The sequence below is a fragment of the Gelidibacter maritimus genome (assembly GCF_014062315.1).
Lineage (GTDB): Bacteria > Bacteroidota > Bacteroidia > Flavobacteriales > Flavobacteriaceae > Gelidibacter > Gelidibacter maritimus.
In genome coordinates this window covers 1-16,149 of sequence record NZ_JACGLT010000020.1, presented here as the reverse complement: position 1 = coordinate 16,149, position 16,149 = coordinate 1, and the positions used below count along the sequence as shown (strand labels likewise).

The following is a 16,149-nucleotide window of genomic DNA, read 5'->3' as shown; positions in this document are numbered from 1 at the left end:
AACTACAACAATAATAACTTTTTTACAGCGTTATTGAAATACTGAAAACACCGATAAAATCGATAAAAGTCCGACGTTGTGTTCAAAAAAAGGGATGAAATGCAACTTTTTTTCAATCTATTTGATAAAAACGCTTGTTACTTTCTCTTTAATTACTATATTGCGTCACTAAATTTAATCAGCTTACTTAAAAAGTATGGATATGAAAAACATCATTAATATAAGGATTGCATTTGCCCTAATGCTCTCTTTAGCAATGGTTGGATGTAAAAGAACCTCTTCGTCAAACCAATCCAGAGCTACTGGATGGAAGATAAATGACAAGAATGGAGGCTTTCAATACAACACCAATTTTAAGGAACAAGAAACTTCCCCAGGTTTAGTTTTTGTTGAAGGTGGAACCTTTACCATGGGAAAAGTGCAAGATGATCCTATGCACGACTGGAACAATACACCGAGTCAACAACACGTTCAGTCCTTTTATATGGATGAAACTGAGGTGACCAATAAAATGTACTTAGAGTATTTAGATTGGCTCAAGCGCGTCTATCCACCAGATGACCCTAATTTTAAATTGGTTTATCAAAGTGCGCTACCTGACACTTTAGTTTGGAGAAACCGTCTTGGTTATAGTGAAATGATGACGGAGAACTATTTGCGTCATCCAGGTTATGGCGAATATCCTGTGGTTGGTGTAAGCTGGATCCAAGCAGTGGATTTTGCCAGTTGGAGAACAGATAGAGTTAATGAACTTTATTTGGAACAAGCTGGTTTCTTAAAGAGAGATGCTCGTGTAACCGATGTCAATGCTGACGCTAATTTTAACACAGATACTTATATTAATTCTCCAAGCTCTACCTATGGCGGAAACGCTGAAATTCTTGAAGGTGGAAAAAGAAGACAACAAACTGATGCTGACGGCAACCCTATTAATGTCTATGCCAAAAGAGAATCTGGAATTATATCTCCAGAATACCGTTTACCTTCAGAGGTTGAATGGGAATATGCAGCACTTGGTTTAAATGAACTGAGAAACTACAATACTATTCGTGGGAGAAAGAAATACCCTTGGAGTGGCCAATATACCCGTTCTGGTAAAAGAAAGACCAGAGGCGATCAATTAGCCAACTTTAAACAAGGTAAAGGTGATTATGGTGGTATTGCAGGATGGTCTGATGACGGTGCTGATATTACAAACAAAGTAAAATCATACCTGCCAAACGATTTTGGAATTTATGATATGGCCGGTAACGTTGCCGAATGGGTAGCTGATGTTTACAGACCTATTGTTGATGATGAATTTAACGACTTCAACTACTACCGTGGTAACGTTTACACCAAAAATGCTATAAACGAAGATGGCACAGTAAAAGTTGTAACTACAGAAGATATCGTATATGACACCTTGAGCAATGGACAGGTTGTTCCGAGAAACCTTCCAGGTACAATTTTACAGGTACCAATCAACGGTGAAGACGCTTATTTAAGAACAAACTTTGACGCCAGTGATAACAGAAACTTCAGAGATGGCGACAGAAGATCATCACGTTACTATACTGATAATTTTGATGAGGATGAGGACGGATCAAACACTAAGCAGATGTACAACTCACCAAGACACGAAGTAACAGTTGATTCAACGGGTGCCATTGTAAGAAATATTGATAAATCAAATAATAGAACTTCTCTAATCAATGATAATGTGAGAGTCTATAAAGGTGGTTCTTGGAAAGACCGAGCGTATTGGATTGATCCAGCGCAGCGTCGATATTTCCCACAAGATATGGCCACTGATTATATTGGTTTTAGATGTGCCATGTCAAGAGTTGGTTCAAAATCTCGAGGAAGCAACAAGACCAGACACTAATATCCATTTCTTTAAAATTTATAAAAGTCCTAACCTCGAGTTAGGACTTTTTTATTACATTTATTTTATGAACATCAAACAACTTTACCAGCATTTTAAAGAATGTAACGGCATTTCCACGGACACTCGAAATATCGAAAACAACAGCCTATTTTTCGCCTTAAAAGGAAATAACTTTAATGGCAACCACTTTGCACGCCAGGCTTTGGAAGCAGGTGCTAAATATTGCGTTGTTGACGAAGAAAAATATGCACTAGACTCCCGTTATTTGGTGGTGGAAAACGTTTTAAAATCCTTGCAAAACCTTGCTACTTTTCATAGAAATGAATTAGCGATTCCTATTATTGCACTTACTGGAAGCAATGGAAAAACCACCACCAAAGAATTGACCAATGCCGTATTGTCAACAAAATTTAAGACAACAGCCACTCTGGGCAACTTAAACAATCATATAGGCGTGCCGTTGACCCTTTTGCAAATGACTGACGCCACTGAAATCGGTATTGTAGAAATGGGCGCGAACCATCCTGTAGAAATAACTTTTTTGTGTACCATTGCGCATCCAGATTACGGATTGATCACCAATTTCGGCAAGGCACATCTTGAAGGTTTTGGAAGTATTGAAGGGGTTATCAAAGCAAAATCAGAATTGTATGATTACTTAAAAGCAAATCACAAAACCATCTTTGTCAATGAAAACGATCCCCTCCAAATCAAACAGACATTAAATTACGATAAGGTCTTTAAATTCGGATTGCGCACCTCCACAGACACCATGCTGGAAATGGTCAACACACAGCCTTACGTCACCCTTAGCTATAACGGATCGGAGATTAAAAGCAAACTGACTGGGAGCTACAATTTTAACAATATTGCTGTTGCCATTGCAGTAGGGTCATATTTTAAGGTTGAGTCAGATGATATCAAGAATGCTATTGAAGCTTATACCCCGACCAATAACCGATCGCAGATACTCAAAAAAGGAAGCAATACTATCATTATGGATGCCTACAATGCCAATCCAACAAGTATGATGGCGGCTTTAGAAAATTTCGAGCAATTGGTTCAAGCCAAGAAAGTTGTTTTTTTAGGTGATATGTTCGAGTTGGGAGCAACTGCAGAAATTGAACATCAGGCCATTGTAGATTATCTAGAGCAAAATAAGCTTGGAAAGACGTATTTAATTGGTAAGAATTTTTATAAAACGACAGTTAAACATCCAAGTCTTCAGAAATTTGAAAGTTTCGACGCATTAAAATCACATCTTCAAAATCACGAAATTAAAGATGCCTTTCTATTGATCAAAGGTTCACGAGGCATGGCATTAGAACGGATTTTGGAGCTTTTGTGACTTCCTTCACTAAATCTTTGTATTGGATTAACTGCGTTGATCCAGATAAAGTTAACTCCTGCAAACCTGCCCGCAGTAGGCGGGTACAATCCCGCGCGCTTAGCAGCGCACTGCGGATTGTTGTTTCGGAAAAATCCTCAAGTCTGCGACAGATAATTATTAAATAGGATTAACTGCGTTGATCCAGATAAATCAACTTCTGCAAATACAATCCCGCGCGCTTAGCAGCGCACTGCGGATTGTTGTTTCGGAAAAATCCTCAAGGCTGCGACTTGGGATTTTTCCAAAACAACAATCCCGATGCTCTCGCATCGGGATTGTGCTTGATGTGGTCCATACTGGATTCGAACCAGTGACTTCCACGTTGTCGACGTGACACTCTGAACCAACTGAGTTAATGGACCTATTTTAATTTATCATATTACTAAACACATCTCAACTTGTGCCATACTGTCCCGAAGCTTCGGGAGAACCAGTGACTTCCACGTTGTCGACGTGACACTCTGAACCTCCCGATAGCTTTCGGGAGAGTTAATGGACCTGCTGACTATAAAAAAAGTCCATACGATGTATGAACTTTTGTGGGCGATGAGGGGTTCGAACCCCCGACCCCCTCGGTGTAAACGAGGTGCTCTGAACCAGCTGAGCTAATCGCCCTGTTACGGGATTGCAAATATAGATTAGTTTTTGATATCGCAAAAGCTTTTTTTAAAAAATATTTAAATTATTTCAGCTACAACAAAAGTACTACCTCCTATATAAATAACATCGGCTTTAGTAGCACGCTGTTTAGCACTGCTTAAAGCCTCATTCACACTGTTATAAGCGCTCCCTTTAAAACCGTTCGCTACGAAAACATCACATAACACATCAGCATCTAAACCACGAGGAATATTGGGCTTGCAAAAGTAATATAACGCATTCTTGGGCAATAGAGATAATACAGATGCTACATCTTTATCTTTGACCACTCCAAATACCATGTGGAGCTCTTTATACGGTTCTTTTAATAATTGAGCCATGGCAAATTGTAGCCCTTCTTTATTATGAGCTGTGTCACAAATAATCTTTGGTTGCTCTTGCAAAATTTGCCATCTTCCTTTTAACCCTGTATTCGTAATCACACTAAGAAAACCATTCTTGATGGCTGCTTCTGAAATATCAAACTCGTTCTTCTCCTGTAGGATATGGATTGCGCATAAAGCAGTGGCTTTATTTTTAATCTGATAGTCTCCTTTCAGATCACTTTCATAATCATTTATGACTGCTACCTGATCAGCAAAGTAAATTTCGGCACGACGTGCAGTTGCAACCTCCTTAAATACATTTACGGTTTTTGGTTGGGTCTCTCCTATTACCACAGGGACGTTAGATTTTATAATTCCAGCTTTTTCAAAGGCAATGGCCTCTAAAGTGTTTCCTAAAAACTGGGTATGGTCCAAGCCAATATTTGTAATTATGGATAACTCTGGAGCGATGATATTGGTCGAGTCCAAACGCCCACCCATACCTACTTCAACAATTGCAATGTCAACTTTTTCTATAGAGAAATAATCAAATGCCATTCCTACAGTCATTTCAAAGAATGATAATGAATGGGTTTCAAAAAACGATCGATGCTTTTCAATAAATTCAACAACGAAGGTTTCACCTATTTCCTTTCCATTGATTTTAATGCGTTCTCTGAAGTCCTTTAAATGGGGCGACGTATATAGTCCAACCTTATAGCCGGCCTCTTGTAAAATAGACGCCAACATGTGGCTCGTAGAGCCTTTTCCGTTGGTTCCAGCAACGTGGACACTTTTAAAATTATGTTCTGGATGATGAAGATGTTCTGCCAATTGCAGGGTATTGTCCAGATTGGCCTTATATGCAGTCTTGCCTTGGTTTTGATACATTGGTAACTGCTGAAACATCCAATTGACAGTATCTTGATAGGTCATTTTTAATCAGTCGGCGTAAAATTTATACTTATCTTACCATATTGCCTTGTTGGAGCATTTTGATTAGGGGGCCATTTATAGGTATAAGCCATTTTTCGTGCAACTTCAATTAAGCAGCTTGTTTTATTAGTAGTTCCCTGAGTACCTGCCGTTACTCCAACCACATCCCCATTTCGGTTCACAACAATGTCAACGACAACTAAACCGTACTCATTTTCACAACCCTCCAATTTTTCAAATTTTGGTTTACCTCTTCCATTGAGGCCGTAACCAATTCCTCCTGATCCTGATCCGGGTAAGCGAGTATACGGAGCATACGGATCGCCGTCCAATTGTCCCTTATCTCCAGGCTTACCATCGTCACCTTCTCCACCAGTGGTCGTACCTTCTGATTTTTTCACACCTCCAATTAAAGCATCCAACTTTGCCTTTTTCTCGGCTTCCTCTTGACGCTTTTTGGCCTCAGCAGCCTCCTTTGCTTTTTTGGCACGCTCAACCTCTGCTTTGGCTTTTGCTTCGGCCTTTGCCTTTGCATCTGCTGCCTCCTTCTGCTTTTTCATTGCAATGGCTTCAGAATTATCTTCGGTCAATACTTTTTCAGCCGGTTGTTCTGATTTTGTAGGTTCTGTTTTTTCTATTTCAACTTCGGTTTCCTTAACCACAGGCTCGCTCACCACTTCTTTCGGTTCAGACTTTACAGGTTTTAATGGTTGAACATCACCACTACCTACATCCGAATCACCAAAATTAACCGCAACCCCATATTCTAAAGGAGGATCCATATAAGGGGGCCCAACCACAAATAACAACAACAGGATAATTACCACAATAAGTGTGGTAATTTTTGCTGAATTGCGTTCATGTTTGGTTTCTAAATATTTCATCTTAATTAGGCTTTACAGCCAAAATAACTTTAAATTTATTCCTATTGGCAATGTCCATCACTTTGACCACATTATCTACAGGTACCGATTTTTCTGCTCTTAAAACAATAGTTGGTTGATCCTGATCAGTGAGTACATTTTTCAATTCAAGCTCCAGAACACTTTCACCAACCAATTTCTCGTCAATATAATAATTTAAATCCTTCGTAATACTGACTGCTATAGATTGTTTGTTCTCTGTTTTTCCATCTGCCTTTGGCAACAAAATATCAATCGCACTGGTGGTCACCAAAGTGGATGCCAACATAAAAAATATCAATAACAAAAACACAATATCTGTCATTGAAGACATATTGAATTCTGGTGTTACTTTATTTCTTCCTCTTATATTCATAATTAAGTATTACTCAACATTAGCATTATTGCAATGGTTTCAAATGATGCTTGATGACAGACTCACTATATTTATGCGTCCAATTACTTCTTACGCATCTGTCTTTTGAAAACTGTTTGCTATCTGTCCAATCCAAGTGTTTTCTACACGCAGAAAACTACATTAAATCGGTTCGTTCAAGTGATCTAAAAACTCCAATGAATTGGCTTCCATTTGATGGACCACCTTATCGGTTTTAACTACCAAGTGATTATAGGCCATATAAGCGACAATACCAACAATCAACCCTCCAACGGTGGTCGTCATTGCCGTATAAAGTCCGTCGGCCAGCGATTTAATATCAATTTGTCCCCCGGCATTTGCAATTTCAAAAATAGACAGGATCATCCCGATAACCGTTCCCAAAAAGCCAATCATTGGTCCCACGCCCGAAATAGTAGCGAGAACACTCACATTTCTTTCCAATTCATAAACCTCCAATCGTCCAGCGCTCTCAAGCGCTGTACTAATATCTTCCAACGGTTTACCAATACGACTGATGCCTTTATTAATAAGGCGCGATACGGGTGTATTCACCTGAGCACATAATATCTGTGCCGAATCTGTTTTACCATTGGTCACATGATCCTTAATTTGGTTCATGAAATTTGAATCTATTTGTGATGCTGCCTTTATGGCAAATAACCTTTCGAAATAAATGTAAATCGCAAAAACCATCAACACAAACAAAATGGCAATAATCACCATTCCGGCAGTTCCTCCACTTCCTATCAATTCAATAATTGAAAGGGTCTTTTCAACGGATTCTGTTTCCGGAACAACTTCTACTCCATCTTGAATAGTATTCTGTAATATCATATTAAATCTTATTAAAATTGATGTAATTAGTGTGTAAACGTACAAAACTTAACTTAAGTATATTTTTAAATCATGTTCTTGCAATCCTAAATCTTTCGGCAACTAAGCGGAGAAATATATCCTGCTATAAACGTGATCTTTTCAAGTCTGATTTTTCCATGGCAAATATAAAAAACTAAGCATCGCTTTGAATCAATTTGACAATATTTTTAGGGATAATATATCTGACCGGAACTATGGTCCATTTTAGCACCTGTCACACTACTGAGGCAGTTATTTTCATTTCGAAGTCTAAGTACACCTAAAAACGCAAAGATGAGTGCTTCTTTATAATTTACGATTAACTTATCTGGAATAATGATGACATTTTGGGTTTTGTCAGATAAACAAGCCATCAAAAACGTATTAAAAGCACCGCCACCGGTAGCTAATACTGACACATCAATTTTTGAATTGATTTCTTGAGAAATTTGAATAGCAATATGCTCAATAAATGTTCTTAAAACATCACTGCCTTCCAAAGCAAAAGAATCAATCAAGGGGAATATTTCTGTTTTGACCCATTCCAAACCTAACGATTTTGGATATGGAGTTTTATAAAAGCTCAATGCATTCAATTGGTTCAACAAAACCTGATGAATGGTTCCTGAAGCTGCAATTTTCCCCCCATCGTCATAATCTAACCCCAATTTATTGGCATATAGATTAAGTACAATATTAACTGGGCACACATCATAGGCAATCCGCCGTCCGTTTATTTCTGAAGAAATGTTCGCAAATCCTCCAAAATTCAGACAAAAATCATATTGTGGAAACAAAAGCTGATCTCCAATAGGGACTAATGGCGCACCTTGGCCACCTAATGCGACATCTGCAACCCTGAAATCGCATACGACAGTTTCGTTTAAAATCGTGGCGAGTTGCGCTAAGTTGCCAATTTGATAGGTCAACCCACTTTGTGGTTGATGCAATGCGGTATGGCCGTGAGAACAGACGGCGTCCAACTTGGAAAGCTTATGTTTGCTTATAAATTGCTGAATGGCACTTCCTAAAAACCGGGTGTATTCCTCGTCCAAATGCAATAACTCGGCCTCGGACATAGTCACCAGGTTTTTCAACTTCTCTACCCAAGCGGATGGATAATCATAGGTTTCTGCCTGCAATATTTCAAAATTCCATTGATGGTCATGTGTAAAAGAACAATGCGCTATATCTATCCCATCCAAGGATGTGCCTGACATTACGCCTATAACGTTGTAGTAATTTTTAATCATAGATGTAAAAATAAGTATTCAAATTGATAAAATAGCAGTAAAACCTTATCTTTGCGTTCGTTTTTAAATGAACCAACAATTATCATACAACATGGATTTTAAGTTAACCGAAGAACATAAATTAATACGTGATGCCGCTCGTGATTTTGCTAATACAGAATTGCTTCCTGGTGTTATTGACCGAGATAATAAACAAAAATTCCCAAAGGAATTGGTCAAAAAAATGGGAGACCTCGGTTTTCTTGGCATTATGGTAGATCCTAAATACGGCGGAAGTGGAATGGATGCTATTTCCTATGTTTTGATCATGGAAGAATTATCCAAGATAGATGCGTCAGCTTCGGTTATTGTTTCTGTCAACAACTCTTTAGTCTGCTATGGATTAGAGGCATTTGGGAGCGAAGACCAAAAACAAAAATACTTGACAAAGCTTGCCACTGGCGAGTTTGTAGGTGCCTTTTGCTTAAGTGAACCTGAGGCTGGAAGTGACGCGACGTCTCAGAGGACAACTGCGATTGATAAAGGTGATCATTATATAATTAACGGTACTAAAAACTGGATTACAAGTGGAGGTCGCGCTGACGTTTATATTGTTATCGCACAAACCGATAAACATAAGGGGTCTCATGGAATCAATGCTTTTATTGTCGAAAAAGGGACTCCTGGCTTTGATATTGGTCCGAAAGAAGATAAATTAGGAATTAGAGGAAGTGATACGCATACCCTTCAATTTAACGACGTGAAGGTGCCAAAAGAAAATAGAATTGGCGATGATGGCTCAGGATTTCGTTTTGCCATGAAAACACTTTCCGGCGGACGTATTGGTATTGCGGCACAAGCTTTAGGAATTGCTGCCGGTGCTTATGAGTTGGCATTAAAATATTCAAAAGAACGTAAAGCATTTGGCACAGAAATTTGTAATCACCAAGCCATTGCTTTTAAATTGGCGGATATGTATGTAGATATTGAAGCCGCGAGGCATTTGGTGATGAAAGCTGCTTGGGATAAAGACCAAGGGAATAACTACGATGTATCAAGTGCCATGGCAAAACTATTCGCCTCTAAAGTGGCAATGGAACATACTGTGGAAGCGGTTCAGATTCATGGAGGAAACGGGTTTGTTAAAGAATATCACGTAGAAAGATTGATGCGTGATGCAAAGATTACACAAATTTATGAAGGGACTTCGGAGATTCAGAAGATTGTGATTTCTAGAAACCTCATTAAAGAATAATATTTCTTATATAATAAGTACAAAAGACTCGACCTGTGTTGGGTCTTTTTTTTGTGAAATAAATTGGCTCATGCACTAATATATCTGAAGTCCCAGAAGCCATTCCAAACACTGTTATTTCTTATGCATCCGATCTGGTCGTTAAATGGCTAGACGTGCAACTCGACCTGTTGCGCATCCCGCTGGCAAAAGGCACAGGCCTACATACGCGATGTGATGGGCCACACGTCTTGGAACGCTTTATTTAATACACCTGGCCATCCCGAATTTCCTGCGGCGCACGCTTATGTAAGTGCAGCTTTTGAAAGTGCACTCACCAGTGTGTTTGGAGATAATTTTAAGTTCACTCTTAACAGCTATGGTTATTTGGGCTTGCCTGCAAGAACTTATAATTCCTTTGCAGAAATGTCTAAGGAAATGGCAGATAGCCGTGTTTTTGAAGGTATTCACTATCAAGCGTCTTGTGATAAAGCAAGGATTGCGGGTAATAAAGTAGCCCAGAATATATTGTCACAAATAGAATTTTAAAACAAGAAACTATTTTATTTTATTCCCTTTGGATATATAATACGCTTACAAGAGCTTCGATTATTTTCGAAGCTTTTGTTTTATTCAGAAATAGAATTAAGAACTAACCTAATGTCATTATAACTGTACTTATCATCTAATTGCCGTTTTAAATCGGATAGATTTTCGAATTTATGCTTGGGAATAAGTTCTGTCAGCTCTTTGAAATGTGCTTCAGAAATTAAATCGGTCACTTTCACTTCTCCTGAATCTACAAATTTAGATAAATGACCGAAAACAGTTGACTCAACTAATTCCCTTTCGGTGGCAATTTCTGAAATCGATTTTCCAGATTGAAACAACTCCAAAGAAATTTTAGCTGATTCTCCTTTCTTTAATGGTTTCATAGGCGCTGGGGTCTTTTCAAGGTCGATGCTATCGTCAGTTTCAATAGCATTCTCCTCACAATAGGCTTTTATGACCTCAAGAATTTGGGTCCCATATTTCTCGACCCGAACTTTTCCAAATCCATTGATTTCTAAAAGTTGCTTTTTAGTTACCGGAAGCACTTCACAGAGTTCATATAATGATTTTTGAGTGAAAACTTGATAACGGATCAGGTCATTTTCATTCGCGATTTCATTGCGCAATTCTCGCAACAACTCAAATAACTCCACATTTACCGTCCCCTCAATAACAGATGTTCTCGATTTCTTCGGTTTATCCTTAGTTAAGAATACCGCTTTAGCTCTTAACTCCAGAAATTTCTGGGTAGAAAACCCTTCGGATAATCCATTAAAATAAGAAAGTTTGGTAGCTAAAAGCTCTTCAATAGTATCTAAGCTTTTAATTAAATCGTTTTCAATAGCCTTATTGTCTGTGGAATAACTGAGAGCTTTTAAATTCTCTACAATACATTTTTCAGTTTCAGTTTTAAAATAGGCTATGGCTTTTTTAAAGCGCTCTTGAATCTGATTATTTGTTTCAGGTAAATGCTCATCATTTGAGATATCTTGCAATTGGTTATTAAATCTATGCCCTACCTTTAAGAGGTTCGTAACGCCATCTTTCAGGCTGATTAATGGAGCTTCTACATGACCTTGGATACTGCCCCTATTTTTGTAGAATATATCAAGCAACCGATTAATAGGATATAAAAATCCATAATAGTTAAATATATCATTAATGGAATCCAATTGAAATGTTTTTTTGGCCAATTCCAACGCTTCCTCATCCGGTTGGTTCTCAGCCGATGATTGGGTGAATGAACTGACCTGTTGATCGTTAATGATTTGGCTGGAGTCAATTTTACTTTTTAAAACAAGCCCTTCCAACGATTTACATCGACTTAGTGCGACATAGGTTTGTCCGTGGGCAAAAGCACCTTGGGCATCCACTATAGCCTTCTCAAAGGTTAAGCCTTGACTTTTATGAATGGTAATAGCCCAGGCCAAACGCAGTGGGATTTGAGAGAAAGATCCAATTTTATCTTCCGTTATTGCCTTGGTTTCGGCATTTACAGAATAGGTGATATTCTCCCATTCTTCAGGCGTGGTGTTAATATTATAATCGTCATCAGGACATTTCACTACAACTTCGGTCTTATCCAAAAAAATTACCTTCCCAATTTTTCCGTTAAAATAGCGTTTTTCGGGGGAGCTGTCATTCTTAATGAACATCACCTGTGCGCCTACCTTTAAATGGAGCTCCTCCTTATTTGGAAACGCATGGTCAGGGAACTTTCCAGAAACTTTAGCCCTATAGGTATATACCTTCGTAGTTAAAGCGTCCAATTCTTTTGTATTGACCTGTTCTGCTCTATTATTATGTGTAGTCAGCGCGATATAGCCTTCTTTCGGGTCAGGTTTAATATTTTTTATATAGCGTTTGTTCAATTCATCAGCGGACGCTTGGGATAAACTATTGTTCCGAATTTCATTGAGGATTTCAATAAACTTCGGATTTTCCTGTCTGTAGATATGTTTTAGCTCAATAGTAATGGCATTGCAACTTTGATAAGCCAGACTACTAAAAAAATAGCCGGTTTGATAATATTGTTTTAAGAGTTGCCATTCGTTTTCTCTGATCACTGGCGATAATTGCTGCAAGTCGCCTATCATCAAAACCTGCACGCCCCCGAATGTCTTATTCCTATCTCGAAAGCGTTTTAGGGTTTTATCGATACCGTCCAATACATCGGCCCGCACCATACTAATTTCGTCAATAATAAGTAAATCCATCGATTTAATAATATCGATTTTAGTCTTGCTGAACTTTCTATTGAACCCTGAAGATCTGTTGATGTCTGCATCTGGAAGGATAGGACCAAATGGCAACTGAAAGAAGGAGTGGATCGTGACCCCCTTGGCATTAATTGCTGCTACACCGGTAGGTGCTACAACAACGATGCGTTTTAAAGAATTGTGCTTTAAGTTATGTAAAAACGTCGTCTTTCCAGTACCCGCTTTCCCGGTTAGGAATACACTTTGATTGGTAGAGTTCACAAAATTCCAAGCTAACTCAATATCTTTATTTGTTTCCATATTCAGCCATTTGTTAACAGCCATTGAAAATACATAAAATCGAGATGATTCAGAGCATCATTCTGATGAAAGAACGTTACGGACAGTTCGCGACCTGTTTGTACAGGGCAAAAAAAAATCCCTTCATGTTTCCATGAAGGGATTCTCTAAAAAAGGCGGCGACCTACTCTCCCACGAGATGCAGTACCATCGGCGCAAACGGGCTTAACTTCTCTGTTCGGAATGGTAAGAGGTGAGCCCCGTCGCTATAACCACCTTAAGCTTTATCCCGCACCTGATGCGGGATCTCTTTCTTTAAAAGAAAGACAAATATCGTGACATATTGAAAAAAGCACACTTGGTGTGTCTATACATAAAAAACTGTTGTACTCTAAAAAACAGGCGTACAATAAGCCTATGGGCTATTAGTACCACTCGGCTGTGACATTGCTGCCTTTACACCTATGGCCTATCGACGTGGTCATCTTCCACGGCCCTTTAAAGAAATCTCATCTTGTGGTGGGTTTCGCGCTTATATGCTTTCAGCGCTTATCCCTTCCGAACGTAGCTACCCAGCAATGCCACTGGCGTGACAACTGGTGCACCAGAGGTTCGTCCAACTCGGTCCTCTCGTACTAGAGTCAGATCCACTCAAATTTCTAACGCCCACAGTAGATAGAGACCGAACTGTCTCACGACGTTCTGAACCCAGCTCGCGTGCCACTTTAATGGGCGAACAGCCCAACCCTTGGGACCTTCTCCAGCCCCAGGATGTGACGAGCCGACATCGAGGTGCCAAACCCCCCCGTCGATATGAGCTCTTGGGGGAGATCAGCCTGTTATCCCCGGCGTACCTTTTATCCTTTGAGCGATGGCCCTTCCATGCGGAACCACCGGATCACTATGCTCTACTTTCGTACCTGATCGACCTGTTTGTCTCTCAGTCAAGCCCCCTTATGCCATTGCACTCTGCGCACGGTTACCAAGCGTGCTGAGGGAACCTTTAGAAGCCTCCGTTACTCTTTTGGAGGCGACCACCCCAGTCAAACTACCCACCAAGCACTGTCCCCTTTGTCCAAGGGTTAGACTCTAGACAAGCAAAGGGTGGTATTTCAACAATGACTAACCTACGCCTGGCGACGCAGGATCGAAGTCTCCCACCTATCCTACACATTACTTATCCAAAACCAATACTAAGCTATAGTAAAGGTGCACGGGGTCTTTTCGTCCCACTGCGGGTAATCGGCATCTTCACCGATACTACAATTTCACCGAGCTCATGGCTGAGACAGTGTCCAGATCGTTGCACCATTCGTGCAGGTCGGAACTTACCCGACAAGGAATTTCGCTACCTTAGGACCGTTATAGTTACGGCCGCCGTTTACTGGGGCTTCAATTCAGATCTTCTGCGCCGAGGCGCATAAACCCTCCTCTTAACCTTCCAGCACCGGGCAGGTGTCAAGCCTTATACGTCATCTTTCGATTTAGCAAAGCTCTGTGTTTTTGATAAACAGTCGCCTGGACTCTTTCACTGCGGCCCCCCCGGAGGGGGGCGACGCTTCTCCCGAAGTTACGCGTCTATTTTGCCTAGTTCCTTAGCCATGAATCTCTCGAGCACCTTAGAATTCTCATCCCAACTACCTGTGTCGGTTTGCGGTACGGGCTGCTTCACTCGCTTTTCTTGGAAGTCGCTTCTCTGGATTATCACCTTGGCCGTAGCCTCGGTGTACTATCGCGGCATTGCTGCTCGCTTCAACGTGCTATTCCGTCAGCACGCACCAAATATACGCCTCCGTCACTTTTAACGTGAGCAGGTACCAGAATATTAACTGGTTGTCCATCCACTACCCCTTTCGGGTTCGCGTTAGGTCCCGACTAACCCTCAGCTGATTAGCATAGCTGAGGAAACCTTAGTCTTTCGGTGTGCGGGTTTCTCGCCCGCATTATCGTTACTTATGCCTACATTTTCTTTTGTAGCTTCTCCAGCATGACTCACATCACACCTTCGACGACACTACAATGCTCCCCTACCATCCGCACGTGGCGGATCCATAGCTTCGGTAATATGTTTATGCCCGATTATTATCCATGCCGAACCGCTCGACTAGTGAGCTGTTACGCACTCTTTAAATGAATGGCTGCTTCCAAGCCAACATCCTAGCTGTCTGTGCAGTTCGACCGCGTTATTTCAACTTAACATATATTTGGGGACCTTAGCTGATGGTCTGGGTTCTTTCCCTCTCGGACTTGGACCTTAGCACCCAAGCCCTCACTGCTGATCAACATCCTGTAGCATTCGGAGTTTGTCAGGAATTGGTAGGCGGTGAAGCCCCCGCATCCAATCAGTAGCTCTACCTCTACAGAACTATAAATCAACGCTGCACCTAAATGCATTTCGGGGAGTACGAGCTATTTCCGAGTTTGATTGGCCTTTCACCCCTACCCACAGGTCATCCGAAGACTTTTCAACGTCTGGCGGTTCGGTCCTCCATTTAGTGTTACCTAAACTTCAACCTGCCCATGGGTAGATCACACGGTTTCGCGTCTACCACTACCAACTAAAGCGCCCTGTTCAGACTCGCTTTCGCTACGGATCCGTGGCTTAACCACTTAACCTCGCTGGCAACGGTAACTCGTAGGCTCATTATGCAAAAGGCACGCCGTCATCCCGATAAATCGGGACTCCGACCGCTTGTAAGCGTATGGTTTCAGGTTCTCTTTCACTCCCTTATTCAGGGTTCTTTTCACCTTTCCCTCACGGTACTGGTTCACTATCGGTCTCTCAGGAGTATTTAGCCTTAACGGATGGTCCCGCCAAATTCGTACAGGGTTTCACGTGCCCCGCACTACTCAGGATACCACTATCTCAACATCAATTGCCCATACCGGGCTATCACCGTCTATGGCCACGCTTTCCAACGTGCTCTGGTTCTTGATGCATCGAACATTGTGGTCCTACAACCCCGACATTGCCGTAACAAGGCCGGTTTGGGCTAATCCGCGTTCGCTCGCCACTACTTACGGAATCACTTTTGTTTTCTTCTCCTCCGGGTACTTAGATGTTTCAGTTCTCCGGGTTTGCTTCCATTGCTGGATACCATATCTTCAATATGGTGGGTTGCCCCATTCGGATATCTGCGGATCGACCTGTATGTGCCAGTCCCCGCAGCTTTTCGCAGCTTATCACGTCCTTCATCGCCTCTGAGAGCCTAGGCATTCCCCATACGCTCTTATGTAGCTTATTGTACTTTTTGTCTTTTAATGAGTTTGCAATCATCCCTTAGCTCGTAAACCAGGAATGACTACGTGTTACTA

General features: G+C 40.8%; 10 protein-coding genes, 2 tRNA genes and 2 rRNA genes. 4 read left to right on the top strand and 10 right to left on the bottom strand.

The window, feature by feature from the left end; genetic code table 11:
* The first annotated feature begins 196 nt into the window (after positions 1–196).
* Both gldJ and H3Z82_RS17435 read left to right on the top strand, forming a co-directional pair.
* Positions 197–1,867 (top strand): gliding motility lipoprotein GldJ, encoded by a 1,671-nt coding sequence (gene gldJ / locus H3Z82_RS17440; RefSeq protein WP_182206787.1) that lies wholly within the window; start codon positions 197–199, stop codon positions 1,865–1,867.
* Positions 1,868–1,934: 67 nt separating this feature from the next.
* Positions 1,935–3,218: a UDP-N-acetylmuramoyl-tripeptide--D-alanyl-D-alanine ligase gene (locus tag H3Z82_RS17435; RefSeq protein ID WP_182206786.1), complete on the top strand. Its 1,284-nt coding sequence runs from the start codon at positions 1,935–1,937 to the stop codon at positions 3,216–3,218.
* A 329-nt stretch (positions 3,219–3,547) separates the two neighbouring features.
* On the opposite strand, the gene H3Z82_RS17430 is transcribed toward H3Z82_RS17435, so the two are convergent.
* The 7 genes from H3Z82_RS17430 to H3Z82_RS17400 all read right to left on the bottom strand — a co-directional run bounded on the left by H3Z82_RS17430 (position 3,548) and on the right by H3Z82_RS17400 (position 8,571).
* Positions 3,548–3,622, bottom strand: a tRNA-Val gene (locus tag H3Z82_RS17430).
* A 178-nt stretch (positions 3,623–3,800) separates the two neighbouring features.
* A tRNA-Val gene (locus tag H3Z82_RS17425) sits at positions 3,801–3,875 on the bottom strand.
* 62 nt (positions 3,876–3,937) lie between these two features.
* Positions 3,938–5,161 carry a bifunctional folylpolyglutamate synthase/dihydrofolate synthase gene (locus tag H3Z82_RS17420; RefSeq protein WP_182206785.1) on the bottom strand — a complete coding sequence of 408 codons (1,224 nt, stop codon included), beginning with the start codon at positions 5,159–5,161 and terminating at the stop codon, positions 3,938–3,940.
* 2 nt (positions 5,162–5,163) lie between these two features.
* Complete coding sequence (locus tag H3Z82_RS17415) at positions 5,164–6,045, bottom strand: energy transducer TonB (protein ID WP_182206784.1); 882 nt, start codon at positions 6,043–6,045, stop codon at positions 5,164–5,166.
* Position 6,046: 1 nt separating this feature from the next.
* Positions 6,047–6,439, bottom strand: coding sequence for an ExbD/TolR family protein (locus tag H3Z82_RS17410; protein ID WP_182206783.1), 393 nt, complete (start codon positions 6,437–6,439; stop codon positions 6,047–6,049).
* A gap of 162 nt (positions 6,440–6,601) precedes the next feature.
* Positions 6,602–7,297, bottom strand: a complete 696-nt coding sequence (locus tag H3Z82_RS17405; RefSeq protein ID WP_182206782.1) for a MotA/TolQ/ExbB proton channel family protein — start codon at positions 7,295–7,297, stop codon at positions 6,602–6,604.
* A 209-nt stretch (positions 7,298–7,506) separates the two neighbouring features.
* On the bottom strand, positions 7,507–8,571 hold the full coding sequence (locus H3Z82_RS17400; RefSeq protein ID WP_182206781.1) for an anhydro-N-acetylmuramic acid kinase: 1,065 nt from the start codon (positions 8,569–8,571) through the stop codon (positions 7,507–7,509).
* A 91-nt stretch (positions 8,572–8,662) separates the two neighbouring features.
* Between H3Z82_RS17400 and H3Z82_RS17395 the strand changes: the two genes are divergently transcribed.
* Positions 8,663–9,805: an acyl-CoA dehydrogenase gene (locus H3Z82_RS17395; protein ID WP_182206780.1), complete on the top strand. Its 1,143-nt coding sequence runs from the start codon at positions 8,663–8,665 to the stop codon at positions 9,803–9,805.
* Positions 9,806–10,021: 216 nt separating this feature from the next.
* On the top strand, positions 10,022–10,333 hold the full coding sequence (locus tag H3Z82_RS17390; protein ID WP_182206779.1) for a phosphatase PAP2 family protein: 312 nt from the start codon (positions 10,022–10,024) through the stop codon (positions 10,331–10,333).
* Positions 10,334–10,413: 80 nt separating this feature from the next.
* Here H3Z82_RS17390 and H3Z82_RS17385 read toward each other — a convergent pair whose 3' ends face one another.
* The 3 genes from H3Z82_RS17385 to H3Z82_RS17375 all read right to left on the bottom strand — a co-directional run bounded on the left by H3Z82_RS17385 (position 10,414) and on the right by H3Z82_RS17375 (position 16,079).
* Positions 10,414–12,855: a helix-turn-helix domain-containing protein gene (locus tag H3Z82_RS17385; RefSeq protein ID WP_182206778.1), complete on the bottom strand. Its 2,442-nt coding sequence runs from the start codon at positions 12,853–12,855 to the stop codon at positions 10,414–10,416.
* A 150-nt stretch (positions 12,856–13,005) separates the two neighbouring features.
* Positions 13,006–13,114 (bottom strand): 5S ribosomal RNA (rrf, locus tag H3Z82_RS17380).
* Between the two features lie 125 nt (positions 13,115–13,239).
* Positions 13,240–16,079, bottom strand: a 23S ribosomal RNA gene (locus tag H3Z82_RS17375).
* Positions 16,080–16,149: the final 70 nt, after the last annotated feature.